Annotated in this window: 22 protein-coding genes and 1 tRNA gene; 4 read left to right on the top strand and 19 right to left on the bottom strand. The window is 64.5% G+C overall.

Going from position 1 to position 24,734, the window contains the following annotated elements; translation table 11 throughout:
- Nucleotides 1-94: 94 nt before the first annotated feature.
- Nucleotides 95-979: a Bax inhibitor-1/YccA family protein gene (locus AU252_RS04320; protein WP_058929661.1), complete on the bottom strand. Its 885-nt coding sequence runs from the start codon at nt 977-979 to the stop codon at nt 95-97.
- Nucleotides 980-1,477: 498 nt separating this feature from the next.
- Here AU252_RS04320 and AU252_RS04325 point away from each other — a divergent pair, with 498 nt between their 5' ends.
- From AU252_RS04325 to AU252_RS04340, 4 genes are read left to right on the top strand one after another with little or no spacing between them, the layout of a single operon-like run.
- Nucleotides 1,478-2,761: a branched-chain amino acid ABC transporter permease gene (locus AU252_RS04325; RefSeq protein WP_205630681.1), complete on the top strand. Its 1,284-nt coding sequence runs from the start codon at nt 1,478-1,480 to the stop codon at nt 2,759-2,761.
- A gap of 9 nt (nt 2,762-2,770) precedes the next feature.
- Nucleotides 2,771-3,739: a branched-chain amino acid ABC transporter permease gene (locus AU252_RS04330; protein WP_058929662.1), complete on the top strand. Its 969-nt coding sequence runs from the start codon at nt 2,771-2,773 to the stop codon at nt 3,737-3,739.
- The gene (locus AU252_RS04335; RefSeq protein ID WP_058929663.1) at nt 3,736-4,773 is read left to right on the top strand and encodes an ABC transporter ATP-binding protein; all 1,038 of its coding nucleotides are present in this window, start codon (nt 3,736-3,738) and stop codon (nt 4,771-4,773) included. The genes AU252_RS04330 and AU252_RS04335 overlap by 4 nt, the downstream gene beginning before the upstream one ends.
- Nucleotides 4,770-5,543 (top strand): ABC transporter ATP-binding protein, encoded by a 774-nt coding sequence (locus AU252_RS04340; RefSeq protein WP_058929664.1) that lies wholly within the window; start codon nt 4,770-4,772, stop codon nt 5,541-5,543. The genes AU252_RS04335 and AU252_RS04340 overlap by 4 nt, the downstream gene beginning before the upstream one ends.
- A 192-nt stretch (nt 5,544-5,735) precedes the next feature.
- On the opposite strand, the gene AU252_RS04345 is transcribed toward AU252_RS04340, so the two are convergent.
- From AU252_RS04345 to AU252_RS04430, 18 genes are all read right to left on the bottom strand, one after another.
- Nucleotides 5,736-7,082, bottom strand: coding sequence for an ABC transporter substrate-binding protein (locus AU252_RS04345; protein WP_058929665.1), 1,347 nt, complete (start codon nt 7,080-7,082; stop codon nt 5,736-5,738).
- 225 nt (nt 7,083-7,307) lie between these two features.
- Nucleotides 7,308-7,381 (bottom strand) — tRNA-Leu (locus AU252_RS04350).
- Nucleotides 7,382-7,401: 20 nt separating this feature from the next.
- The gene (locus AU252_RS04355) at nt 7,402-8,346 is read right to left on the bottom strand and encodes an N-acetyltransferase (RefSeq protein WP_058929666.1); all 945 of its coding nucleotides are present in this window, start codon (nt 8,344-8,346) and stop codon (nt 7,402-7,404) included.
- 107 nt (nt 8,347-8,453) lie between these two features.
- Nucleotides 8,454-9,953, bottom strand: a complete 1,500-nt coding sequence (locus tag AU252_RS04360; RefSeq protein ID WP_058929667.1) for an NAD(P)/FAD-dependent oxidoreductase — start codon at nt 9,951-9,953, stop codon at nt 8,454-8,456.
- Nucleotides 9,954-9,991: 38 nt separating this feature from the next.
- Nucleotides 9,992-11,365, bottom strand: coding sequence for a S8 family serine peptidase (locus AU252_RS04365; protein ID WP_058929668.1), 1,374 nt, complete (start codon nt 11,363-11,365; stop codon nt 9,992-9,994).
- A 34-nt stretch (nt 11,366-11,399) separates the two neighbouring features.
- Nucleotides 11,400-12,347 carry a Ppx/GppA phosphatase family protein gene (locus tag AU252_RS04370; protein ID WP_058929669.1) on the bottom strand — a complete coding sequence of 316 codons (948 nt, stop codon included), beginning with the start codon at nt 12,345-12,347 and terminating at the stop codon, nt 11,400-11,402.
- The gene (locus AU252_RS04375) at nt 12,344-13,015 is read right to left on the bottom strand and encodes a DUF501 domain-containing protein (RefSeq protein WP_083510253.1); all 672 of its coding nucleotides are present in this window, start codon (nt 13,013-13,015) and stop codon (nt 12,344-12,346) included. The genes AU252_RS04370 and AU252_RS04375 overlap by 4 nt, the downstream gene beginning before the upstream one ends.
- A 28-nt stretch (nt 13,016-13,043) precedes the next feature.
- On the bottom strand, nt 13,044-13,709 hold the full coding sequence (locus AU252_RS04380) for an FtsB family cell division protein (RefSeq protein ID WP_058929671.1): 666 nt from the start codon (nt 13,707-13,709) through the stop codon (nt 13,044-13,046).
- Nucleotides 13,710-13,843: 134 nt separating this feature from the next.
- Nucleotides 13,844-15,124 (bottom strand): phosphopyruvate hydratase, encoded by a 1,281-nt coding sequence (gene eno / locus AU252_RS04385; protein ID WP_056343550.1) that lies wholly within the window; start codon nt 15,122-15,124, stop codon nt 13,844-13,846.
- A gap of 131 nt (nt 15,125-15,255) precedes the next feature.
- Nucleotides 15,256-15,918: a MazG nucleotide pyrophosphohydrolase domain-containing protein gene (locus AU252_RS04390; protein ID WP_058929672.1), complete on the bottom strand. Its 663-nt coding sequence runs from the start codon at nt 15,916-15,918 to the stop codon at nt 15,256-15,258.
- On the bottom strand, nt 15,896-17,047 hold the full coding sequence (locus AU252_RS04395; RefSeq protein ID WP_058932743.1) for an adenosine deaminase: 1,152 nt from the start codon (nt 17,045-17,047) through the stop codon (nt 15,896-15,898). Before AU252_RS04395 ends, AU252_RS04390 begins: the two co-directional genes overlap by 23 nt.
- Nucleotides 17,048-17,086: 39 nt before the next feature.
- Nucleotides 17,087-17,815, bottom strand: coding sequence for a DedA family protein (locus AU252_RS04400; protein ID WP_058929673.1), 729 nt, complete (start codon nt 17,813-17,815; stop codon nt 17,087-17,089).
- A 105-nt stretch (nt 17,816-17,920) separates the two neighbouring features.
- Nucleotides 17,921-18,550, bottom strand: a complete 630-nt coding sequence (locus AU252_RS04405) for a DedA family protein (RefSeq protein WP_058929674.1) — start codon at nt 18,548-18,550, stop codon at nt 17,921-17,923.
- A gap of 5 nt (nt 18,551-18,555) precedes the next feature.
- Nucleotides 18,556-19,869, bottom strand: coding sequence for a thymidine phosphorylase (locus AU252_RS04410; RefSeq protein ID WP_058929675.1), 1,314 nt, complete (start codon nt 19,867-19,869; stop codon nt 18,556-18,558).
- Entirely contained in the window at nt 19,866-20,267 is a 402-nt protein-coding gene (locus AU252_RS04415) for a cytidine deaminase (protein WP_205630633.1), read from the bottom strand. The genes AU252_RS04410 and AU252_RS04415 overlap by 4 nt, the downstream gene beginning before the upstream one ends.
- On the bottom strand, nt 20,267-21,592 hold the full coding sequence (locus tag AU252_RS04420; protein ID WP_083510254.1) for an ABC transporter permease: 1,326 nt from the start codon (nt 21,590-21,592) through the stop codon (nt 20,267-20,269). The genes AU252_RS04415 and AU252_RS04420 overlap by 1 nt, the downstream gene beginning before the upstream one ends.
- On the bottom strand, nt 21,589-22,956 hold the full coding sequence (locus AU252_RS04425) for an ABC transporter permease (RefSeq protein ID WP_058929677.1): 1,368 nt from the start codon (nt 22,954-22,956) through the stop codon (nt 21,589-21,591). The genes AU252_RS04420 and AU252_RS04425 overlap by 4 nt, the downstream gene beginning before the upstream one ends.
- On the bottom strand, nt 22,949-24,586 hold the full coding sequence (locus AU252_RS04430; protein WP_083510255.1) for an ABC transporter ATP-binding protein: 1,638 nt from the start codon (nt 24,584-24,586) through the stop codon (nt 22,949-22,951). The genes AU252_RS04425 and AU252_RS04430 overlap by 8 nt, the downstream gene beginning before the upstream one ends.
- Nucleotides 24,587-24,734 lie beyond the last annotated feature (148 nt).

The raw sequence follows: 24,734 nt of genomic DNA on the forward strand, positions 1-24,734 counted from the left end.
TACCGCAAAAAGAGGGCCCCGCCTGATGCGAAATGCATCGGTGGGGCCCTCTTCTTGTGAGTGAGATTACGACGGCGGATGCCGGGTTTTGTTGTCAGTCCTCGCCGCGGAGGATGGCCAGGACGCGGATGATCTCCACGTAGAGCCAGACCAGGGTGACCGTCAGGCCGAAGGCCGCGGTCCAGGAGAAGCGCTGCGGTGCGCCGCTCTGCACGCCGGCTTCGATGCTGGTGAAGTCCATGACCAGGGAGAACGCGGCCAGGCCAATGGCCAGGATGCCGATGACAACACCAATGATGCCGCTGCGCAGGCCGAAGGGTTCCGTCGTCATACCCGTCATCATCATGACCAGGTTGACCACGGAGAACAGGCCGTAACCCACCAAGGCGATCATAAAGAACTTCATGGCCTTGGGAGAGGCGCGCACCTTGCCGCTCTTGAACAGGAGCAACGTCACGGTGAACACGGACAGCGTGCCGATGACGGCCTGCAGGCCGACTCCCGGGTACATCAGATCGAGCACGCGGGTGAGGCCGCCGAGGAACAGGCCTTCGAGCCCGGCATAGGCCAGGATCAGGGCCGGTGAAGGCTGCTTCTTGAACGTGTTGACCAGTGCCAGGACGAAGCCGCCCAGCGCACCGACGATCATCAGGATGCTGGCCAGCCCCATGCTGACGAACAGGGTCACCGCGGCACCGGCCAGCAGGACTCCGAGGCACGCCGCTGTCTTGACGATGACGTCGTCGTAGGTCATCCGGCCGGTGTCCGCGGGACCTGCGGCCGGCTGGTTGTACATCTGGCGCAGCTGCTCATCGGTCATGTTCTGCTGCTGGCCCCAACCATTCTGGGGATCCATGACCTGGCCGGGAGCCCGCTGGCCATACTGTGCCTGTCCGTAGGGTGCCTGCGGGACACGCGGTGCCTGCGTTGCTCCACGGAAATTCTTTCCGTTGAAGATCGGGTTTCCGCCAAGTGCCATTGCTGGTGTCCTCCAAGTAAAGGGTTGAGTCGTGACTTACGAACCACGCTACCAATATCTACGCGCTCACGCCCCAATAAGTTCCCCGTCCATGGCGCCGAAACGCAACCGTGATGCATCCGAGTGGACGGTCGCACGCGCCGCCAGGCCGCGCGTAGGCCAGGCCGCCCCCGGAGGAATACTGCTGATCAACAGAAGTTTCTTTGCGAACACTTTGCCATTGCGCCATGGCTGTAACGCAGTTGTTATGCGATCGCTACCCGACGGCCTCCCCCCAGCCTAAAATTTGCCTCTGACGAGCTGTAACATAAACCACACACGGTGACGGATATCACAATCAGGCCCCCAACCTGCAGAAAGCACCACCATCCGTCCCGTGACGTTTGCAGTGGTTGCAATGGCGCATCCCTGGCCACCCCACCCAAGTGGAGGATTTTCATTTTGAGAAGTACACCCAAAGGCTCGCCGCACAGACGGCCGGGCGGATTGCTGAAAGTGATAGGGGCCGTCTTTGCCTCTGTCGTGGCGATACTGCTCGTCGTCGCCCCGGCATCACAAGCCACTTCGCCGTCTCCGACACCATCCCCGTCGATTACGACCTTCCAGAACAACATCAGCGGCTTCCTTCGGGATGACGCGCGCGCCCCCATCGCCGATGTGACCATAACCGCCAGGAGCGGGGACTTCGAAGGGACCGCCACATCCGCGGCCAACGGGTCCTGGAGCATTGGCGTCCCGGTCCAGGGCACTTATGAGATCGAGCTGGACGAATCGACCCTGCCAGAGGGCATCAAGCTCGCGGAAGGCCAGGAAAACCCCCGCAGTGTAACGTTCAGCCAGACCTCCAACCTCTCCGTGATTTTCGCCTTCGGCGAAGGGATCGTTGTCCAGCAACAGGACTTCGGCCAGAACCTCGTCAACCGGCTCGTGGCGGGGCTGAGCTTTGGCCTCCTGCTGGCGCTGGCTTCCGTGGGACTTTCCCTGATCTTCGGAACCACAGGCCTGACGAACTTCGCCCATGGGGAAATGGTCACCCTGGGCGCCGTGCTGGTCTTCGCCTTTAACGCTATAGGACTCCCTTTCTGGCTGGCCTTGATCCTTTCGCTCCTCGGCGGCGGCCTCTTCGGCTATATCCAGGACGCCGGGCTCTGGAAGCCGCTTCGCCGCCGCGGAACGGGCCTCGTGCCCATGATGATCGTCAGCATCGGCCTCGCCCTTGCCGTCCGCTATGTCATCCAGTTCTACTTTGGCGGCGCCACGCAGCAACTGCCCTTTGCGCAGAGCGCGGAAATCCAGCTCGGCCCTATATCCATCTCGCCCAACAACCTCTGGTCCCTGATTGTCAGCGCAGTGGTCATTGCCCTGTTGGGGATCGTCCTGCTGAAGACCCGGCTGGGCAAGGCAACCCGGGCGGTGGCCGACAATCCTGCACTGGCCGCCGCTTCCGGCATCGATGTCGACTCGGTCATCCGGATCGTCTGGGTTACCGGCGGCATGCTCGCCTCCCTCGGCGGAATCCTGTGGGCCTACTACCGGCCCGGCGTGACCTTCGACATGGGTTCGCAGATCCTGCTGCTCATCTTCGCCGGTGTGACCCTCGGCGGCCTCGGCACCGTCTTTGGCGCCCTCATTGGGTCCATCATCGTCGGCATCTTCGTAGAGCTGACCACCGTTTTCGGCCTCGCTGCCGACCTCAAGTATGTGGGAGCACTGTTCATCATGATTGTTGTCCTCTTGTTCCGGCCCCAGGGCATCCTGGGTCGTCGCGAGCGCGTGGGTTAGGAGGCAGCCATGGATTTCGGATTCATTCTCTCCAGCGCCGCCGGCGAACTCTTCAGCCCGACTACCGCGGCCTATGCCCTTGCGGCCCTCGGGCTGGCAGTCCACTTCGGCTACTCAGGCCTGCTGAACTTTGGCCAGGCCGGCTTTATGGCTGTGGGCGCCTACGGCTTCGCCATCTCGACGCTCACCTTTGGCGTGCCCTTCTTTGTGGGACTGGTCATCGCCGTGATCTGCTCGGCCATCTTCGCGATGCTCTTGGGCATACCGACGCTGCGGCTGCGCGCGGACTACCTGGCTATCGTCACGATCGCGGCCGCGGAAATCGTCCGCTACATTGTCACGACCAACCAGCTGACCGCCGTGACCGGATCGGCCAACGGCCTGGCCGCCTTCGAAGGCGGGTTCTACGCCATGAACCCGTTCCCGGCGGGCTCGTACATGGGCATGAACAACCGGGACTTCTTCATCCGCGTCGTCGGCTGGGGCCTCGTCATCATCTGCTGCACCCTGGTGTGGCTGCTGATGAGGAGCCCATGGGGCCGCGTACTCAAGGGCATCCGCGAGGACGAAAACGCGGTCAGGTCCCTCGGCAAGAACGTGTACGCCTACAAAATGCAGGCCCTCATCATGGGTGGCGTGCTCGGCGCCCTGGCGGGCATGATCTTTACGCTCCCCCGCGGCGCAGTCCAACCGGCCAACTATGGCACCGAACTGACGTTCTTCCTGTACACCTGCCTGCTGCTCGGCGGCCTCGGCACGGTGCTGGGACCCGTCATCGGCGCGATGATCTTCTGGGTAGTACTGTCCCTCACACAGGGCATCCTGTACGGCCTGATCGAATCCGGCGCCGTCACCTGGCTCAACACAGTCCAGGCCGGCCAGCTGCGTTACATCCTTGTGGGTGTCGCACTGATGCTGCTGATGATCTTCAGGCCCCAGGGCGTCTTCGGTAACAAGAAGGAGCTGGCGTTCGCATGAGCACGCATAGCGAAGAACCCCGTCCGTCGGAGGAAATTGACTACATGACGGACACGCGTCCGATCGCCGCCGGGGACACCGCTCCCGGCTGCAAGAAGCGCGATCCGATCGTGGTGGCGGAAAACGTCACCCGCAGCTTCGGCGGCATCAACGCCGTCGACGTCGAATACCTGGAGATCCCGCGGCACAAGATCACAGCGCTGATCGGCCCGAACGGTGCAGGTAAGACCACGCTCTTCAATCTGCTGACCGGATTCGATATGCCGAACTCGGGCAAATGGCAGTTCGAAGGCAACAGCCTCGCCGGCATTTCACCTTACAAAGTGGCACGGATGGGGATGGTGAGGACCTTCCAGCTGACAAAGGTCATGGGAAAGCTCACCGTCATGGAGAACATGCGGCTCGGCGGCTCGGAACAGCCCGGTGAGCGCCTCTCCAAGGCCCTGTTCAAGGGCCTCTGGGGCGGCCGGGAAAAGGAGATCACTGCCCAGGCGAACGTCCTGCTTGAGAAGTTCAAGCTGGACGCCAAGAAGGACGACTACGCTGCCTCCCTTTCCGGAGGCCAGCGGAAACTCCTGGAAATGGCACGTTCCCTGATGGTCAGGCCCAAGCTGGTCATGCTGGACGAGCCCATGGCAGGCGTCAACCCGGCGCTGACCCAGTCCCTCCTGGACCACATCAAGAACCTCAAGGCGGAAGGCATGACCGTGCTTTTCGTGGAGCACGACATGAACATGGTGCGCCATATTGCCGACTGGGTGGTGGTGATGGCCGAAGGAAAAATCGTTGCCGAGGGCCCTCCTGGCGAAGTCATGAAGAATCCCGCCGTCATCGACGCTTACCTGGGAGCCCATCACGACGTGGACCTTGGCGACACCGAGGGCATCAAGGAACTTGCAGCCGAGCTGGAAGCGGATGAGGAGTCGATTGTCGGTACTGAGAACGCGGGCATCATCGCCATCGATGTGCTCGAGCAGGAGCTCGAGGAGAATCGTGCGGAAGAACGACGCCGCAGAGAAAAGGACACAGAATGAGCGCCACGAGTGCGGCTCCCGCTGCCGGTAGCGCAGCAACCGACGATTCGGTCGTCAAGGTAACAAACCTCGTTGCCGGCTACCTTCCCGGTGTGAATATCCTCAACGGTTGCAATATCGAGGCTCGCAAGGGCGAACTGATCGGCATCATCGGTCCCAACGGCGCTGGTAAATCGACTCTGCTCAAAGCGATGTTCGGTCTGGTGAAAGTCCATTCGGGCACCGTTGTGGTGCGTGGCCAGGACATCACCGGTTTAAAAGCCAACAAGTTGGTCACCATGGGCGTGGGATTCGTCCCGCAGAACAACAACGTGTTCGCCACGCTGACGATCGAGGAGAACATGCAGATGGGCATGTTCCAGCGCCCCAAAGACTTCGCCGAGCGGTTTGATTTTGTGACCAGCCTGTTTCCTGAGCTCGGCAAGCGCCGGGCCCAGCGGGCTGGGTCGCTCTCCGGCGGCGAACGTCAGATGGTGGCCATGGGACGCGCGCTGATGATGGAGCCCGCCGTCCTGCTCCTTGATGAGCCCTCCGCAGGCCTCTCCCCTGTCAAGCAGGACGAAACCTTCCTGCGGGTGCACGAGATCAACCGGGCAGGCGTCTCGGTGATCATGGTGGAACAGAATGCCCGCCGTTGCCTCCAGATCTGCGACCGCGCCTATGTGCTTGACCAAGGAAGGGACGCTTACACCGGAACCGGGCGGGAACTGATGAAGGACCCTAAGGTGATCCAGCTCTATCTGGGTACGCTGGCTGACACCGTCGACTAGCGGTTCAGGCAGTAGCTCCCAGAAGGGCCGTCACCAGCCGGTGGCGGCCCTTCTGCGTGCCTGGCGTAGTTCCCCGGCGCGTTGGTACCGTCCGAGCGCCTCCGCAACCACCTGCTCGGGCGCCTGCACTCGTCCCTCCACGCAAAAGACCCCCGTCCGGTGTGGACGGGGGTCTTTATGCAGGAAGCGGCTTTACAGCTTGCCGAATTCTTCCTTGGACGGCGCGTACTTGTTGTCGTCCTGGTACTCGTAGATGCCGATGTAGGCTTCCGTCGGGTCGCCGGCGTCGGAGAACGTCACCGGACCTGACTGGCCGTCGTAGTCGATGTCCTTGCCGTTGCGGAGCAGCGTGACGCAGGAGGCGAAGTCGCTGCACTTCTCACCCGACTCCGAGACTGCCTTGAGCTGCTTGGCAATCTCAACGCCGCTGGTGCTCTTGGCGGCCTCAGTGGCAAGGGCGATCAGGTTCACAGCATCGTAGGATTCACCTGCGTAGCTGTAGTCCTTCAGGGCCGGATCAATCGCAAGCAGTTTCTGCTTGAACGCTTCCTTGGCGAACGTGCCAGGGATGGTTCCCTGGGCGCCCTTCAGGGTCCCGGCCTGGAAGTCCTTGCTGTAGTCGGAAGTGTTGCCGTCCACAAGGAACATCTGGGTGGGCTTGACACCCTTGCCCGTCATCAGCGGCACGATGCTCTTGGCCTGGTCAAAGGTGATCAGGGCAATCGCGTCGGGCTTGGCCGCAATGACCTTGTCCACCTGGCTGCTGAACTGGGAGTCACCCTCGTTGAACAGCTCCTCCGCAACTACCTTGCCGCCGGCCGCTTCGAAGGCGGACTTGACGTTGCTGGCAAGGCCGGTTCCGTAGGCGTCGTTGAGTACGATCATGCCCACAGTCTGTGCACCACAAGTGGCCATGTAGTTGCCCAGGACCTTGCCCTGCAGCACATCTGAAGGCGCAGTACGCCAGTAGAGGCCCTTGTCATCCCAGGCGGTGAAATCCGGGGAGGTGTTGGCGGGCGAGAACTGGATAACCCCGGCACCGGTGATCTGGTTGATGACCGTCTTGGACACACCCGAAGACGCGGCACCGATGATGGCGCTGACGCCCTGGCCGAGGAGCGCGCTGGTGGACTGCGTGGCGATATCTGTCTTGGTGTCGCCGGAGTCACGGTGGATCACTTCCACAGGCTTGCCCAGGACACCCCCGGCATCATTAACTTCCTTGATGCCAAGATTCACACCCGCAATTTCGGGCGGCCCGAGGAAGGACAGTGAGCCGGTGGTGGGGAGCAGGGAACCCAGCTTGAGCGGCGTTTCCGTGACGGTGGTTGCAGGCGGAACAGCGCCTCCAGCGCCCGCCTTTGCTGTGCTTCCGGGAGCCGCGCCGGGAGCGGGGCAGGAGATCCCAGATGCTGACGTGGTGGTTTCTGTCGAGCTCGGGGTGGAGGTGCCACCACAGGCTGTAACCAGAAAGGCGACGCCGACGCTAAGCGCTGTGAGCTTAGCAAGACGGGGTGCCGCCGGGGAAAGTGAAATCATTGACAATCTCCTGGATCGAAAGGTGCGAACGGCCTTTGACGCGGATGATCAGGTGTTCCTGATTTAACTTCAAGCTAATGCATATCTTCGGCGGATATAAGTGACTGAGGTCACATCCTTATAACAGTCGTTGCATATGCGAAATCAATGAACGGGAAAGGTCTGTTGAGGTCACGCGGGAGGCGCGGAAGGGCGCGTCAGGAGGAACTCCCTAGGGAGAATTTGTACCCCAGGTGGGACTCGAACCCACAACACGCGGATTTTAAGTCCGCTGCCTCTGCCAATTGGGCTACTGGGGCGCCCGGTCAATGGTATCCCGTCATTCGCCCGCAAGCGGTCCGGCGTACCGGAACGTCCCGTGGACCCCGCCGGGCCAGACCGCCAGCGGGAGCAGCTGGAAGTGGTCCCCCCAGGCCGCGTCGGGAGGGAGGACGCCGAAGGACGCAGCCGGGACAAAGCCGAAGCGCGGGTAGTAATCGGTGCTGCCCAGCAACGCAATCCCGCCCTCCCCCGCCGCGTTGGCCCGGGCAATCGTGTCGTTCATGAGGGCAGTGCCGATCCCATGGCGCTGCAGCCTTGGTGTCACACCGATGGGCCCGAGCCCAAGCAACCCGTAGTCGCCCACCCAGCCCCGTGTGCTGATCACATGGCCGACTATCTCGTCGTCGAGCACCGCCACCACGCTGAACTCGGGCAGGTAGTCCTCGCACTCGAAGAGCCGGCGGAGCACGTCCACCTCGTCGGGCTCCCCGTCCACCGGCAGGCCCGTGACCGGGGAGACCGCGAACGCCTCGCCCGTCAACGCGAGGATCTTGTCCCTGTCCGCAGCCGTCTCGTTCCTGAGCAGCAGCTCGGGCCGCGGCACGTGCCGGCTGGCCGCTGACAGCTCAGCTAGGGCTTCGACGGCGCGTGGTGCGTCCGCCACCGGCACCAGCAGGTGGTCGTGGTGGAAGCCGGCCAGCACGTTGCAGCTGATCCTGGCGTCGGTCAGGGCCTTCCCGACGGCGGCTGTCAGACCAACAGCCTCCAGCGCGGAGTGCACTTCCAGGGTAATCCAGGCCGCCACAAAGTCGTAGTGCAGCCCCAGGCTGTCTGCCCTTTCCCGCGGCAGGACGACCGTCAGGCCCTCGGCCTCACGGACGGCAGCTTCGATGCCGGGCTCGAGCGGCCTGCCATGCGGCCACAGGACGTAGACGTACTCCCCCTCCCGCAGCACCGGTTTCAGTGTTGCCAGCAGGGTCTGGAGGTTCTTTTCGCCAGTCATGCTGCCAGTCTAGAAGGGACACCAGGCGGGAAACGCCAAAACGGCGGCTATCCCTCAAGGGGACAGCCGCCGTCGGGCGTTACAAATGCTGTTTCGGGATGCCGGTGTTACTTGGCGTCCGCGGTGACCGACTGCTTGGGGTCCACGCTGGTGGCCTCCGCAGAGCCGGGCTTGGCCGCTCCGGCGGATGCCTCGGGCGCGCTGGCCGCCGGGGCGGGAGCAGCCGCAGCCGGCTTGGGAGCAGGAGTGGCAGCGGCCACGAAGGCACCACGCGGGTTGTCGAGGTCGATCAGCTGGGTGGTGTCGCGGCCCATAAAGAACGCGAGGATCCAACCCATGATGACGCGGACCTTGCGCTCCATGGTGGGCATGGCCATGCCGTGGTAGCCGCGGTGGGCCAGCCACGCGAGCGGGCCCTTGAGGCCGATGCGGCCCAGAATGTTGATGTTGGCAACACCCTTCCACTCGCCGAAGCCAGCCACAGCACCCAGGTTCTTGTGCTTGTAGTCCTTCAGCGGCTTGTCCCAGCGCGAAGCCCACAGGTTCTTGGCGAGGCGCTTGGCCTGGCGAAGTGCGTGCTGGGCGTTCGGGACGCAGGTGCCGTCCGGCAGGCCGCTGCCCGTGAGGTCCGGCACGGCGGCGATGTCGCCGGCGGCCCAGGCGTTGTCGATGATGCCTTCATCGCCGGCGATGCGGAGGTCCGGCAGAACGCGGACGCGGCCGCGGGGTTCCAGCGGGAAGTCGGAGGAGCGGATCATCGGGTTGGCCTGCACGCCGGCAGTCCAGACGAGCGTGTCGGCTTCGAATTCCTGGGCGAGGGACTTGTCCGGGAGGTTGATGAGCTTCAGGGAGCCCTCAGCGCTGTCCAGGGAGGTGTTCAGCAGGACCTCGATGCCGCGGCTGCGGAGGTGCTCCACAACCCACACGGCCTGCGGTGCCGTGACCTCGGGCATGATGCGGCCCATGGCTTCAACCAGGACGAAGCGTACTTCTTCCTGGCGGATGCGGGGGTTGTTCTTGACCGCGGCGCGGGCCAGGTCTTCCATTTCGGTGATGCACTCGATGCCGGCGAAGCCGCCACCGACAACCACGAATGTCAGTGCCTTGGCACGGGCAGCGGGGTCCGCGATGGTGGACGCGGCCTCGAGGCGCTCCAGCACCTTGTTGCGAAGGGCCACAGCCTCTTCGATGGTCTTCAGGCCGATGCCCTTGTCCGCCAGGCCCTTGATGGGGAACGTGCGGGTGATGGCGCCTGCGGCCACCACAATGTCGAAGTAGGGGATCTCGATGTGCTCTCCGCCGTCCGCTGGCGCCACGACGGCGGTGCGGTTGGCGTGGTCGATCGAGGTGACGCTGCCCTGGATGAGTTCAGTCTGCTTCAGGTGCTGGCGGTGCGAGACCACTGCGTGGCGGGCCTCGATGTTGCCGCCGGCCACTTCGGGCAGGAAGGGCTGGTAAGTCATGTAGGGCAGTGGATCCACGAGGGTGACGATGCCACCGGCATTCGCGATCTTCTTCTGCAGTTTGAGTGCTACGTACAGGCCGACGTACCCGCCGCCGACGACGAGTACCCTGGGACGGTCCTGGAGCTCTGGGGTGGTTGCCATGATTTAAGGATACAACAGTTTGTGAAAATCTTCACTAACTACGTTTTGCCGCCTGAATCAACGGTTTGGAACGCGCCGGTATCGGGTTCCTCGCGCGCCGCTCCGGGGTTTCGGGCAGCCCTCCGCAGCTGGAAAACGGCTGCCCCGATGATCACTACAAAGAGGATCACCGAACCGATCACGACGACGGCGCCAACGGCACTGTCACGCTGTGAGGGCGCCTCGGCCGCGGGCACAGTGGGCTCGGGCAGGGTAGGAACGGCACTGGCCACTTCGTCGGTGGGCACCGGTGCCGGCGCACCAAGGTTGCCGCGGCGGTGCACGCGGATCCAGTCCGAGATGGAGCCGAGCGGGTTGGCGGCGGCTTCCGGGACGGAGTCCTTCAGGGCGGCCTCGGCGTTCAGCACGCCAAAGCCGTACAGCGGGTCTTTTCCGGCAGGACCGGCATCCTTGGCCGTGCTGACGATCCGGTTGATGACCTGCTTGGCGCTCATCTCCGGCCACTTGGAACGGATGAGTGCGGCCACACCGGCAACGATCGGGGCAGCTCCGGACGTTCCCGCCCATTCTGCGTAGCCGCCGCCGGGCAGCCCGCCCAGCAGGTTTTCAGCCGGGGCCGCCACACCGATGCTGATCCCCTGGGAGGACGAGTCGACGCTCGCTGTGCCCTTGCGGTCCAGGCCGGCGACGGTGAGGACGCCGGGGATGGTGGCGGGCGCTCCCACCTGGAGGTTGCCGCCTATCCGGTTTCCGGCGGCGGCCACGATCACCACATCCTTCTGTTCGGCATAGAGGAAGGCAGCGTCCCAGCTCTGGGGCCACTGCGGCGTGGCGCTGCCCAGCGAAATGTTAATGACTTTGGCCCCGTTGTCCACGGCCCAACGGACCGCTTCCGGGATCTGGTCCTGATCGCTCTTGCCCGCGGGGTTGGCCGATCCCAGCCACGTTGACACGGACAGGATCTCAGCTTCAGGAGCCACGCCAATCATGCCGTCCGGTCCGGCGGCAGCCGGGCCGGGACCGGGCGAAGCGGAGGCGCCGGCGGGCTGGTGTCCGCGGCCGGCCAGGATGGTGGCTACCAGAGTCCCGTGTTCCGGCTTGACGCCCAGGCTTTTCTGCCCGTTGGGGCTGCCGGCCCCGGACGCGTCGAAGCCTCCGGTGACGGCGCCCTTCAGGTCAGGGTGCTGGGCATCCACGCCGCTGTCGATCACCGCGATCTTGACTCCGGCGCCCTTGGAAACTTCCCAGGCCTTCGTAATTCCGGCTTCGCCAAGCCAGTACTGCTTGTCCCGTTCAGCGTCGGCCATGGCCGCGGGCGCCAAGGTCAGTCCTGCGGCCAGACTGACGCCTGCAAGGGTCATCGCCAGGAGAGCTGACGCGGCCCGGCGGAACCGTGCTGTTGCTCTGGTCATGTGGGTTCCCATGCTTGGTTGGCTGAAGGCCTGGTTAGTGGATGCTCAGGGCAATTCCGTCAAGAATATCGTGTTCACTGGCCGTGGCCGTGACGATCCGGCCCGCGGTGAGTTCATTCAGTCGCTCCAGGATGCGCCGCCACACCAGCCCGCCGGCACCCATTACGTCGACGCGGCCGGGGTGCATGTACGCCAGTTCCGCACGTTCTCGCCTGGTCATGTGGAGGAGGTCGGTGGCGGCTTCGGTGATGGTGCCGATGGACAATTCCGTCCCGTGGATCGCCGCCGGCGAATACTCCGGAAGCCGCAGGGCATGGGCGGTGATGGTGGTGATCGAGCCGGCCACCCCGACGACGGCTGTGGCACGTTCCAGCGGAACGTCCAGCCCCGCCCGGGCGATGGCGGCGTCGATGTCGGCTTCCGCGGCGGCGATCTGCTCCGCCGTGGGCGGATCGTCCTGCAGGTGCCGTTCGGTCAGCCGGACGCAGCCGACATCCACGGACTTGGCGGCCGTGACGCCGTCGGAGGTACCGAGGACGAACTCCGTGCTGCCGCCGCCGAGGTCCACCACCAGCACCTGCTCGCCGTCAAGGACGGGCAGCACGCTGCTGGCCCCGGCGAAGGACAGGGCAGCTTCTTCATCGCCCGAGATAACCTCAGGCACAACGCCCAGCAGTTCCTGGATCCCGTCCACAAAGACCTGGCGGTTGCGCGCGTCCCGGCTGGCCGAGGTGGCCACAAAACGGATGGACTCGGCGCCGTGCTCGCGGATCATGGCTGCGTAATCCCTTGTGGCCGCGAAGGTGCGCTCCAGTGCCTCAGGGGCGAGTTCACCGGTGGCGTCCACGCCCTGGCCCAGCCGGACAACCCGCATTTCGCGGACAACGTCGGTGAGCTTCGCTGTCCCGTTGCTGCGGTCGATGTCGGCGATGAGCAGGCGGAGCGAGTTCGTGCCGCAGTCGATGGCCGCGACGCGGGTCATGCCCCTGCCCCGTCAGCGCTTGCTGTCTTGCGGACCGGAGCGGGCCGGCCCACGATCTCCGGCCGGCCCTGGGGTCCGTGGCGGCTGAGATCCTTTGACGGGGCCTCCCCTGCGGTGTCCCAGGCGCCGTCGCAGTAGCAGCGGTCCGGTGTCCACCATTCACTGATGCCGGCAATGGCCTCATCCCCCAGCGGGTTCACGCCGGGACCTGCCGCGAGGGAATGGCCCACCAGGACGTGGAGGCATTTGACCCGGGTGGGCATGCCACCGGCGGAGATGCCGTCAATCTCCGGGACGGCGCCGATGCCGGAACGCTCGCCGATCGCCGCGCGGGCTCCGAGATAGTCCTCGTGCGCTGCACGGTAGGCGGCCGCGAGGGGCTCATCGGCGCTCAGGCGTTCATTCATGTCGTTCATCAGCCCGGCAGCTTCCAGCCGGGAAACCGCCGAAGTGATGACGGGGTGCGTCAGATAGAACGTGGTGGGAAACGGTGTCCCGTTGCTCAGCCGCGGTGCGGTGGCGGCGACGAGGGGGTTGCCACAGACGCAGCGCGCCGGGATTTCCACCACATCGCGCACCGGCCGTCCCAACTGCCTGCTGAGTACTTCAAGATCGTGTGCTGATGGCTGGCGGGACTTCTCCGGCGCAGTCGCCGTGTTTTCTTCCACTGGCGCGGGCCATCCTTCCTCTAGCTGTTCAGTCTGTGGCCGCACGCCTGATGGACTCCCACAGGGAATCCACCCACGGCAGATCGGCGGGGTCTTGTGCTGCTGTGGCGGTCAGGCTACTGCTTGTTCCGGCCGGCAGATCGCCACCGAAGACCCAGTAGCCGGATTCACCCGGCATAACCATGTTAATGCGGTCGCGGGCCTGCTGTTTCACGTAGTTCGGATCCTGCCACCGTGAGATCTGCTGCCGCAGGCCGTCCTGCTCGGCCTGGCGGGCGGCAATATCGGCGCTGAGGGCGGCGAGCTCGGCCCGTTTATCGAAGAAGATCTTCACGGTGGGGGCCAGCATGATGGTGATGGCAATCATGACCACCGCCAGTGCCAGCATGCGGCCGGAGAACGCCTTGGCGGGCACCGGCTGGCTGTCATCCTGCGTGGTGTCAGGCTTCCGTGTCTTGCCCGCGGTGTTACCGCTGTGGCCGCTCCCCTGCCCTTTGCTTGCCGGGAGCCTGGTGTCCGATGCGGATGTTCCGGCGCTGAACGCCGGGCCGGTTTTGCCCTTGCTCCCGCCCTTAGCGCTGCTGGCTGTACCGCCAAAATCGGCGCGGATGACGCCGGCGTCTTCAGTGGCTGGATCCGTGGTGGCCTGATGCCTAGAAGCGGCTTTGGGAACTTTGGGACGGCGGGTGGCCATGACACTCCTGAAACGTGCGGCCTGCCTCTGGCCGCAACTCTGCGCTTGATGCCGGCTCAATCAATGCCGGCTAAACAAAAACCGGTGGCTATGGTCTTTCAACCATAGCCACCGGTCAGAGGTTTACGCGGCTACTAGCCCTTGAAACGCGGGAAAGCGCTGCGGCCGGCGTAGCGTGCGGCGTCGTCGAGTTCTTCTTCGATGCGCAGGAGCTGGTTGTACTTGGCAACGCGCTCCGAGCGTGCCGGGGCACCGGTCTTGATCTGGCCGGCGTTGGTGGCCACCGAGATGTCGGCGATGGTGGTGTCCTCGGTCTCGCCGGAGCGGTGCGAGGTGATGGTGGTGTAACCGGCGCGCTGGGCCAGGCTGACGGCGTCCAGCGTTTCGGTCAGTGAACCGATCTGGTTGACCTTGACCAGCAGCGAGTTGGCGGTCTTGGTGTCGATGCCGCGCTGCAGGATGGCCGGGTTGGTGACGAAAAGGTCATCGCCGACCAGCTGGACCTTGTCACCGATGCTGTCGGTGAGGGTCTTCCAGCCGTCCCAGTCGTTCTCATCCAAGGGATCCTCGATGGAAACCAGCGGGTAGTCGGCCACGAGCTCGGCGTAGTAGGCGCTCATCTCGGTGGCGGACAGTGCCTTGCCCTCGAACTGGTAGGCGCCGTCCTTGAAGAACTCGGAGGAGGCGACGTCCAGCGCCAGGGCGATGTCCTTGCCCGGGGTGTAGCCGGCGTTCGTGATGGCTTCCTGGATCAGGTCCAGCGCAGCACGGTTGGACGGCAGGTTAGGCGCGAAGCCACCTTCGTCACCCAGGCCGGTGGACAGGCCCTTGGCCTGCAGGACGGACTTGAGGTTGTGGTAGACCTCGACGCCCCAGCGGAGGCCCTCGGAGAAGGTCTCGGCGCCGATCGGGACGATCATGAATTCCTGGATGTCCACGTCGGAGTCGGCGTGCGAGCCACCGTTGAGGATGTTCATCAGCGGAACCGGCAGGACGTGCGCGTTGGGGCCGCCCAGGTACTTGTACAGCGGCAGGTCTGCGGAGGCGGCAGCGGCGTTGGCAACGGCCAGCGAAACGCCCAGGATGGCGTTGGCGCCGAGCTTGGCCTTGTTGGGGGTGCCGTCCAGGTCGATCATGGCCTGGTCGATGCTGCGCTGGTCGGTGGCGTCGAAGCCGGTCAGTGCCGGAGCGATCTGGTCGATGACAGCGTCAACGGCCTTCTGGACACCCTTGCCGAGGTAACGTCCCTTGTCTCCGTCACGGAGCTCAACGGCCTCGTGCTCACCGGTGGAGGCACCGGAGGGTACTGCCGCGCGGCCGATCTGGCCATCGGAGAGCAGTACTTCAACTTCTACGGTCGGGTTTCCGCGGGAATCGAGGATTTCGCGGGCGTGGATGGCATCGATAAGCGCCATGGATGTGCTCCTTATGGGCGATTTTGGGGGAACGAACAGCTGGAAAAAGCGTTAAATCTGAGACGTCCTCGTCAGGACCAAGCCTAGTCGAGAGTGGTACAGGTTACGGAACCCTATCCATCACCCGGACGTCATGATGGCGACGCGAACTGGCGCCGAATGGCGCCCCGAAGGGCCCGTTCGGCGTCGAATCCCTTGGCACGCGCAGAGCCGACGACGGCGAGCAGCAGGTCGCCGAGCTCCTCCTCCGACGTTGCGGTTTCGACTTCCGGGGTTTCGGCAAGCTCAACCACCGCTCCGGCGCGTACGGCCCGGTCAAGGAACTTCTGCGCCTTCGCCAGTGCCGGCAGTGCGTCCGGGATGCCTTCAAAAGGCCCCGTTCGCTCCGGACGTTCCGCAGTCTTCACGGCGTCCCACTTCCGGACAATCTCCGCCACCGAGGCAGGGAAGGTGTCCTGCAGCGTGCCGTCGGGCCGGAAGACATGGGGATTGCGGCGGACCATTTTGGCACTCAGCCCGCGAGCGACGTCGTCGAACGTGAACGTGCCGCGCTCCTCGGCGAGCCGGGCGTGCAGCACCACTTGAAGCAGCACATCGCCCAGTTCGCCGCGAAGCTCCACGTCATCCGCGCCGGTCTCGATGGTCTCGGCAACCTCGAAGGCCTCCTCCAGGAGGTATTCCACCAGCGAGGCATGGGTGAGGGCGCCCATCCACGGGCAGTGCTCCCGCAGCTGGGCCACGACAACGACCAGCCGATCGATGGGAGCGTGCTCAGCCAAGGTTGTCGTAGGCATCGTTGATGTACTCCACCAACGCTTCCTTCTCTTCAAGCGGCAGGAAGGAGGCCTCGGCAGCGTTCAGCGTGAGCTCCAGCAGATCGTCGAGGTCGTAGTCGAAGGTTTCCACGAGGAGCTCGAACTCGTCCGTCAGGGTGACGCCGCTCATCAGCCGGTTGTCGGTGTTGATGGTGACGTTGAAGCCTAGCTGGTACAGCATGTCCAGCGGGTGGCTCTCGATGCCCTCGCCGAATCCGGCGATCGCTCCGGTCTGGAGATTCGATGACGGGCAGATCTCCAGGGCGATGCCCCGGTCCCGGACCCAGCTGGACAGATCGCCCAGCGTGACCAGGCCGATGCTGTCCTCGTCGCTCACGGTGCTGTCTTCGTCTTCGTCGTCGAACTCCACCATGATGTCCTCGGCGATCCGGACGCCGTGGCCCAGGCGCAGTGCCCGGCCGTCAACGAGGGCGGACTGGATGCTTTCGAGTCCGGCGGCCTCGCCGGCGTGCACCGTCGCGGGGAAGTTGTGCTCGGCGAGGTACGTGAAGGCGTCCTTAAACCGGGACGGGAGGAAGCCGTCTTCAGCTCCGGCGATGTCAAAGCCCACAGCGCCCTTGTTGCGGTGGCGGACAGCCAGTTCGGCGATTTCCTGGCCACGGTCCGCGTGGCGCATGGCGGTGATCAGCTGACCGACCTGGATTTCGCGGCCGCTTTCGGTCACGGCGTCCACACCGGCTTCGAGGCCTTCCTGGACAGCTTCAACAACCTCGTCCAGGGACAGGCCCGTCTGGAGGTGCTGCTCCGGTGCCCAGCGCACTTCGCCGTATACCACGCCGTCGTCCGCGAGGTCTTCCACGAATTCCTTGGCGACGCGGATGAGGCCTTCCTTGGTCTGCATCACGGCGACCGTATGGTCGAACGTCTCCAGGTAGCGGACCAGCGAGCCCGAGTCCGCGGACTCGCGGAACCACTCGCCCAGGGCCACCGGGTCGGTGGAGGGTAGCGTGTGGCCAACGGCCTCGGCCAGTTCGATGATGGTGGCTGGACGGAGACCACCGTCCAGGTGGTCGTGGAGCGAAACCTTAGGCAGGCTCTTCAGGTCGAAATCGATGGCAGGGGCAGCGTCAACAATAGGCTCAGTCACCATCCAACCTTAGGGTCGGCAGGCGGCTTATGCCAGCCGCTACTTTCCCAGTTGCTCCGCCTCGGCCGGCGCAGACGCCAGCAGCGGCGTAGCCGCGGTGTGCGCCGGCAGGGAACCTTCCGGGCCGCCGTCAAGCCATTCATCCATGGTTTCGGCGTCATTGCGGGCCAGGTGCTTGTGCCACCAGCGCAGGAGGTGGTCGATCAGGATGCCCAGCACGATCGCGAACACCACGGCAATGCCTGCGCTGAGCAGCGGGTTGTGGTGGAGCCAGGGGAACGAACTGGCCAGGATCCCGATGCCGACGGAGTACCCCACCCACGTGATGCAGGCGAAGGCATCCAGCAGGAAGAACCGGCGGTGTGCGAAGCCGGTACTGCCGGCCACATAGTTGACCGCCACCCGGCCCCAGGGAATATAGCGCGCCGTGAAGATCAGGACGGCGCCGCGTTTTTCGAGTTCATACCGTGCCCAGCCGAAGGCCTTCTGCACTTTGGGACGCCGCATCCACTTCCAGCGGTTGAGGCCGATCCTGCGGCCGAGCATAAAGGCCATGTTGTCACCGGCGATGGCACCGACCAGAGCAGTCGCGCCCAGGATCCAGAGATTCGGTTCACCGCTGTGCCGGGAAAACGCGGCCAACGCCACAATCAGCGTCTCGCTGGGAACCACCATGGCAAAGCCGTCGATGAAGAAGAACACAAGAAGGACCGGGTAGATCCACCATTGGCCCGCTGCATGGAGCACGGCCTCATTAATAAACTCCACGCGGGTCTTGCTCCTAGACGAAATGATGCAGCCGGAAGTGACGTAAGTCGCTCTTCAGTGTCGCATGCCCGGGACCCTGCCCGCTACGCACGGACGCCGCAAACCCTAGGCTTCCGGATCCTTCAGCCGCTCCACCACAGGAACCTTTCCCCGGATGCGGTTAATGATCAGATCCACCACGATTCCAAGGCCCACGGCGCAGACGATTGCGATGGCCGCGCCGAGCAGATGGTTGTTTTCGAACCACTGGCCGAAGAACAGCCCGATACCCACCGAGTAGGAGGCCCAGAGCGTGGCGGAAAGGACCGTCAGGCCGACGAAACGCAAGTGCGGATAGTGGGTCACGCCCGCGGTGAGGTTGACGGCGACCCTTCCGATAGGGATGAACCGCGCCACCAGGATGAGGGACGCTGGCCGCTTCCTCAGCTCGTCTCCTGCCCAGCGGAAGGCACTTTGCATCCGCGGTCCGCGCATCCAGTGCCAGCGCCGGGTACCCACCCGGCGTCCAATGACGTACGCGATGTTGTCGCCTGAGAAAGCGCCCAGGCCCGCGACGGCCATCAGCAGCCAGGGATTGGGGACGTCCGCGGTGGCGGCAACGGCGGCCAGGCCCACCACCACGGATTCGCTGGGGATAGGCGGGAAAAAGCCGTCGATCAGGCAGCAGGCCAGCACAAGGAGGAGCACCCACGGCTGCCCGGCGGCGGCGAGGATGAATTCATTGATGGCCTGCATTGTCCCTATGCTATTCGGTCGATGATGAGCTGCTGGGCCGGGCGCGACCCTTCCGGGGCAACCGTGACGGCGTGTTCAAGGGATTCCTTGGCGCGTGCGAACTTTTCCGGCGTGTCCGTGAGCAGCGTCATCAGCGGCTCGCCGGCACGGACCGTGGCACCGGGCTTTGCATGCATGCGGATCCCTGCACCGGCCTGGACGGCGTCTTCCTTGCGGGCACGTCCCGCGCCGAGGCGCCACGCCGCAACGCCCACTGCCAAGGCATCGAGCCCCACCAGGACACCGTCGGCCGGGGCGTAGATGACCTCGGATTCCTTGGCGACCGGCAGCTTGGCGCGCGGATCTCCGCCCTGCGCTTCGATCATCCGGTTCCAGACGTCCATGGCCCGGCCGTCCTTCAACGCGGCGCGCGGATCGGCGTCGTGTACGCCAGCGCAGGCCAGCATCTCTTCGGCCAGCCGGACGGTGAGTTCGACGACGTCTTCCGGGCCGCCGCCGGCCAGGACCTCCACGGATTCCTCCACTTCGATCGCGTTGCCTGCGGTGAGGCCGAGCGGGGTGCTCATGTTGGTCAGCAGCGCCACGGTGTTCACTCCCGCGTCCTTGCCGAGGGCCACCATGGTTTCGGCCAGTTCGCGTGCCCGGGCCTCGTCCTTCATAAAGGCTCCGCTGCCCACCTTCACGTCCAGTACCAGGGACCCCGTGCCTTCGGCGATCTTCTTGCTCATGATCGAGGAGGCGATGAGCGGGATCGCCTCGACCGTGCCGGTGACGTCCCGCAGTGCGTAGAGCTTCTTGTCCGCCGGCGCCAGCCCCGCCCCGGCAGCGCAGATCACGGCGCCCACGTCCTGAAGCTGCGCCATCATTTCGTCGTTGCTCAGGGCCGCCCGCCAGCCGGGGATCGATTCCAGCTTGTCCAGGGTGCCGCCGGTGTGGCCCAGCCCGCGGCCCGACAGCTGCGGCACGGCCACGCCGAACACTGCCACGAGCGGTGCCAGCGGCAGCGTGATCTTGTCCCCCACTCCCCCGGTGGAATGCTTGTCGCTGGTAGCCTTCACACCGCCGTCGGGCCGCCGGAGGCCGCCGAAGTCCATCCGTTCACCCGAGGCGATCATCGCCGCTGTCCAGCGCGAAATTTCGGCGCGGTCCATGCCGTTGAGCAGAATGGCCATGTTCAGCGCGGCCATCTGTTCGTCGGCGATGACCCCGCGGGTGTACGCGTCAATGGTCCAGTCGATCTGCTCCGGACTCAGGACGCCCCGGTCCCGCTTGGTGCGGATGATGTCGACGGCGTCGAATGCCTCAGTTGCCTGTGTCACCTTGGGTCCTCCAAGTTTTGGGGACCAAATGCGTCGGGCAGCACCTGGTCCATGGTTTTGATGCCTTGGGTGGTCATGAGTTCCATATCAGGCGCGCGGAATTCATAGAGGAGCTGCCGGCAGCGGCCGCACGGCATCAGCACGTTGCCGGCGGAGTCGACGCAGTAGAAGGCCCGAAGAAGCCCGCCCCCAGTCATGTGCAGGTTGCCCACGAGCGCGCATTCGGCGCAGAGTGACAGGCCGTAGCTGGCGTTCTCCACGTTGCAGCCGCTGACGATCCGCCCGTCGTCGGCGAGGGCCGCGGCCCCTACGGCGAACTTGGAGTACGGCGCATAGGCATTCTTCATGGCGCTTACGGCCGCCGTCTCAAGGGCCTGCCAGTCAACGGTCACGGCCATCAACCCTTGACATACGGGATGCCGCTGGCGGCCGGCGGCCTGGACCGGCCCACAAGCCCCGCGACTGCGAACACGGTCACCAGGTAGGGCAGCATGGCCATGAACTGGCTGGGCACCGGGGTTCCGATGATGGTCACGATGCTCTGCAGGTTGTCCGCAAAGCCGAACAGCAGGGCAGCGAAGAACGCTCCGATCGGGTTCCAGCGTCCGAAGATCAGCGCGGCGAGTGCGATGAAGCCTCGTCCACCGGAGATTTCCTTCGTGAAGCTGTCGATCGCCACGAGCGTGAAGAACGAGCCACCGATACCTGCGATGGCACCGCCCAGGGTCACGTTCCAGAAGCGAGTGGCATTGACATTGATGCCCATGGTGTCGGCGGCCTGCGGGTGTTCGCCCACAGCGCGGACCCGCAGGCCCCACTTGGTTTTGAACAGTCCAACCCAGACAACGATGACCGCGACGTACATCAGGTAGCCCACCAGCGACTGCTTGAACAGGATGGGGCCGAGGATCGGGATTCCGGAGAGGATGGGAATCTGGATGATGTCGAGGCCGGGCGGTGAGTTGAACTTGGCTTTGTCCGCCTGCATCACGGTGCTGAACAGGAAGCCGGTGACACCGGAAATCAGGACGTTGAGCACCACGCCGACGATGATCTGGTTGACCAGGTACCTGATACTGAACAGAGCGAGCACCATGGACACCGCCGCGCCGGCCACAGTGGCCGCGAGCAGGCCCACGAAGGGGTTCTGCGTAATGCTGGCCACGATTGCCGCGGTGAAGGCGCCGCCCAGGAGTTGGCCTTCGATGGCGATGTTGACTACCCCGACCCGCTCGCAAAGCACGCCGGACAAAGAGCCGAATACCAGCGGGACGGCCAGGGTGACCGAACCGGCGATAAGTCCGGCCAGCGAAATGCTGGGCGTCCGGGCACCGCCCACTACCCAGATGAGGAAGGCTGCCACAAACAGCGCCGTAAAGGTGATGGTCAGCCAGGCCGGGGTGGGCCGGGCCTTGGTCTTCAGATAGACGGCATAGGCCGCGAGCCCAAGCATCAGGACCGAGAGGACGATGCCACCCGCCATTGCAGGAACTTCAAGCGCGGGCAGTTGGAAAAAATCCCCGCCGGTGGAAATTCCGAACCTTGCGGTCTGCGCTGACCCCATCAGGCCAAAGAAAATAAAAGCGACGAGACCCAGTGCCGACAGCACGACGGGGGTTTTCCAGCGCACTGGTTTTCCAGATGTTGCCTGGGCCTCTTGGGCCTCGGGCGCTGTTCCGGGCGTTCCGCGTCCCGGCAGGGGCGATGTTGCTGTTGCGCTCATGCTGCGCCTCCGGTGGTTGCTGCCTGCTGGGACTTCCCGGCCTTGGCCGGCTTCTTGCGGCGGGGGTTCAACCCGAAGACTGCCCGCACAAGCGGCGGAGCCGCGATAAAGAGGACAATCAGCGACTGGACCACAAGGACAATGTCGATGGGCGTTCCGGTCTGGATCTGCATCTGCGCGGCACCGGCGCGGAAGGCGCCGAACAGCAAGCCGGCAGCGAAGGTGCCCCACGGCGTCGAACGCCCCAGCAGCGCCACCGTGATGGCGTCAAACCCGTACGTTGCCGCGACCCCATCCGTGAGGACCTTTTCCGTCCCGGCCACCTGCGCCACGCCGGACATGCCGGCGAGTGCGCCGGCTATTGCCATGACCAGGATGGTGGACCGCGAAACGTTGATGCCGGCGGTCAGCGCGGCCTTCGGGTTGGCCCCGACAGCCCGGAATTCAAAGCCGACGGTGGACCGGTTCAGCAGCCACCACACCAGGACAGTGGCCGCGATGGCCAGGACGAAGCCCAGGTGCAGCCGATACTGGGAGCCGAAAATCTGCGGGTAGATTGCCGTTGGATCCAGGATGGGCGAGATCGGGTTGGACTCCCCCGGCCGCTGGAACGCCGGCGTGTTCAGCAAGTACCGCAGGAAGTAGAGGGCGATGTAGTTGAACATGATGGTCAGGATGACTTCGTGGGCACCCGTCCGGGCCTTGAGGAGGCCAACCAGGCCACCCCAGAGGGCTCCGCCTACAAGGCCTGCAACCAGCACCAGCAACAGGTGCAGGCCGAGGGGAAGGTTCAGGGCAAAACCAACCCAGGCCGCGAGGATACCGGCCATGATGATCTGTCCCTGGGCACCAATGTTGAACAGGCCCGCCCGGAACGCGAGGGCAACGCCCAGGCCCGCCGTGATAAGCGGTGTCGCGATGGTGAGGGTCTCCATCAGGGGCGCGAACTGGACGGCGAGGCTGGAACCTCTGGGGTTGAAGACGGACCCCTGGAACAGCGCTACGTAGGACCGGGTGGCGGAGTTCCACACTGCCGAGAAGAAATCTGTGGGCCGTGCAAACAGGTACCCCGACGCGGTGCTGACGCGCTCGTCCGTGGCGGCAATCAGCAGCCCGCCGATCACGAGCGCCAGCAGCACGGCTAGGACCGAGACCGTCCCGTTGCCGGTGAATATTTTCCGCATGAGGGTGTCCGGGCCGCCGGGAAGTTTCCCGCTTTGGGCGGTGACGGGCACTGCCGACGGGCTGATGGCGCCGCCGGCCGTGTCGACGGCCGCCAGAGCGGCGGTTTCTTCCGCCGCTACGCTCTGTTCGTGCGGTTTCGCGGGCTGGCCGGCATGTTTGGGGTGATGCTCTTCAGGCATTGTCGCCTCCTTCGGGGCTGGAGGCTGCACGGCGTTCTGCGGCAGCGTCATCCTTCGTGTCGGCCGGGGGCGTTTCAGTGGATGGCGTGTCAGCTTTCACCGGGCCGGCGTGGTCAGCGCCGGCAGCGTCTTCCGCGGAGATCCCTGCCATCATCAGGCCCAGGACATCGCGCCCGGTGCCGGCGGGGACGATTCCCACCAGCTTGCCCTTGTACAGCACGGCGATCCGGTCGGCGAGTTCCATGACCTCATCCAGCTCGGTGGAGATGATCATGACCGGTGTACCCTGATCCCGTTCAGCCACGATCCGCTTGTGCAGGAACTCGATGGACCCGACGTCCACACCGCGGGTGGGCTGCGAGGCGATAAAGAGGCGCAGCGGCCGGGACAGTTCCCGCGCCATGACCATCTTTTGCTGGTTGCCGCCCGAGAGGGTGCCTGCGGCCAGGAGGCCCGAGGGCGTCCGGACATCGAACTCGTCGATCCGCGATTTCGCGTTCTCCAGGACCTTCGCCGGGCTCATGCTGATGCCCTTGGCGAACGGCGGCTGGTCGTACCGGTCAAGCACAAGGTTCTCAGCGATCGAGAACGTGCCGATGAGGCCGTCAACGGACCGGTCTTCCGGGACGAAGCCGACGCCGGAGTTGAGGACGTCCTTCACGCTGCGGCCAACGAGCTCCACGTTGTCCAGGAGGATGGAGCCGTGGACGCGCTCCTGCAGACCAAGGATGGCCTCGGTGAGCTCGGTCTGGCCGTTGCCCTGGACGCCCGCGACGGCAAGGATCTCGCCACGGGCAATGTCGAAGCTGATGCTGTCAACGGTGTGCTGCCCGTTCGGAGCGATGACGGTGAGGTCCTTGACCTGGAAGGTCTTCTCTAAGGGCTTGGCGGGGGCCTTGTCCAGTGTGAGGCTGACGGCGCGGCCCACCATCATGGAGGCCAGCGCCGTGGTGGAGTCGCCTGGGTCGGCGGACCCCACTACCTTGCCGCGCCGGATCACGGTGATGGTGTCCGACACCGCTTTCACCTCGCGCAACTTGTGCGAGATGAACACGATCGATGTGCCGCCGGACTTGAGTTGGCGCATGATGTCCAGCAGCTCGTCGGTTTCCTGCGGCGTCAGCACTGCCGTTGGTTCATCCAGGATCAGGACCCTGGCGTCACGGACCAGGGCCTTGATGATTTCCACGCGCTGCTGGACACCGACGGGCAGGTCCTCAACGAGGGCGTCCGGATCGACGTCGAACCCATAGCGGTCCGAGATTTCCTTGATCTTGCGGCGCGTGTCTTCCAGGTTGAGGAAGCCACCGGCCTTGGTGGTCTCGGCTCCAAGGGCCACGTTCTCGGCAACTGTGAAGACCGGCACCAGCATAAAGTGCTGGTGCACCATGCCGATGCCAGCGGCCATGGCGTCGCCGGGACCGCGGAAGGAAACAGGTTTGTCGTCCACGAGGATTTCGCCTTCGGTGGGCTCGTAAAGCCCGTACAGCACATTCATCAGGGTGGATTTGCCGGCCCCGTTCTCGCCCAGCAGACAGTGGATCTGTCCAGGTTCAACCACCACGTCTATGTGATCGTTGGCGAGCAGGGAGCCGAAGCGTTTGGTGATCCCTCTGAGTTCAAGTTTCAAAACTCTGACCAATCTCGAAGCGTCCGTAATCGAACCGGACGGGATATATGGCTGCAGCACCAGCCTAGTGCCTGCAGTTCCGGGTGGGCGGTCTTGCCGTGGAGTGAACTCCAACGAAAAGCGCCACCACCCGGCCAGTCAGTGACCA

Source organism: Pseudarthrobacter sulfonivorans (genome assembly GCF_001484605.1).
Lineage (GTDB): Bacteria > Actinomycetota > Actinomycetes > Actinomycetales > Micrococcaceae > Arthrobacter > Arthrobacter sulfonivorans_A.

Coding starts and splice junctions, on each gene's coding strand:
- AU252_RS04320 (WP_058929661.1), bottom strand. CDS start 979: ATGGCACTTGGCGGAAACCCGATCTTCAACGGAAAGAATTTCCGTGGA.
- AU252_RS04330 (WP_058929662.1), top strand. CDS start 2,771: ATGGATTTCGGATTCATTCTCTCCAGCGCCGCCGGCGAACTCTTCAGC.
- AU252_RS04335 (WP_058929663.1), top strand. CDS start 3,736: ATGAGCACGCATAGCGAAGAACCCCGTCCGTCGGAGGAAATTGACTAC.
- AU252_RS04340 (WP_058929664.1), top strand. CDS start 4,770: ATGAGCGCCACGAGTGCGGCTCCCGCTGCCGGTAGCGCAGCAACCGAC.
- AU252_RS04345 (WP_058929665.1), bottom strand. CDS start 7,082: ATGATTTCACTTTCCCCGGCGGCACCCCGTCTTGCTAAGCTCACAGCG.
- AU252_RS04355 (WP_058929666.1), bottom strand. CDS start 8,346: ATGACTGGCGAAAAGAACCTCCAGACCCTGCTGGCAACACTGAAACCG.
- AU252_RS04360 (WP_058929667.1), bottom strand. CDS start 9,953: ATGGCAACCACCCCAGAGCTCCAGGACCGTCCCAGGGTACTCGTCGTC.
- AU252_RS04365 (WP_058929668.1), bottom strand. CDS start 11,365: ATGACCAGAGCAACAGCACGGTTCCGCCGGGCCGCGTCAGCTCTCCTG.
- AU252_RS04370 (WP_058929669.1), bottom strand. CDS start 12,347: ATGACCCGCGTCGCGGCCATCGACTGCGGCACGAACTCGCTCCGCCTG.
- AU252_RS04380 (WP_058929671.1), bottom strand. CDS start 13,709: ATGGCCACCCGCCGTCCCAAAGTTCCCAAAGCCGCTTCTAGGCATCAG.
- eno (WP_056343550.1), bottom strand. CDS start 15,124: ATGGCGCTTATCGATGCCATCCACGCCCGCGAAATCCTCGATTCCCGC.
- AU252_RS04390 (WP_058929672.1), bottom strand. CDS start 15,918: ATGCCTACGACAACCTTGGCTGAGCACGCTCCCATCGATCGGCTGGTC.
- AU252_RS04405 (WP_058929674.1), bottom strand. CDS start 18,550: ATGCAGGCCATCAATGAATTCATCCTCGCCGCCGCCGGGCAGCCGTGG.
- AU252_RS04415 (WP_205630633.1), bottom strand. CDS start 20,267: ATGGCCGTGACCGTTGACTGGCAGGCCCTTGAGACGGCGGCCGTAAGC.
- AU252_RS04420 (WP_083510254.1), bottom strand. CDS start 21,592: ATGAGCGCAACAGCAACATCGCCCCTGCCGGGACGCGGAACGCCCGGA.
- AU252_RS04425 (WP_058929677.1), bottom strand. CDS start 22,956: ATGCCTGAAGAGCATCACCCCAAACATGCCGGCCAGCCCGCGAAACCG.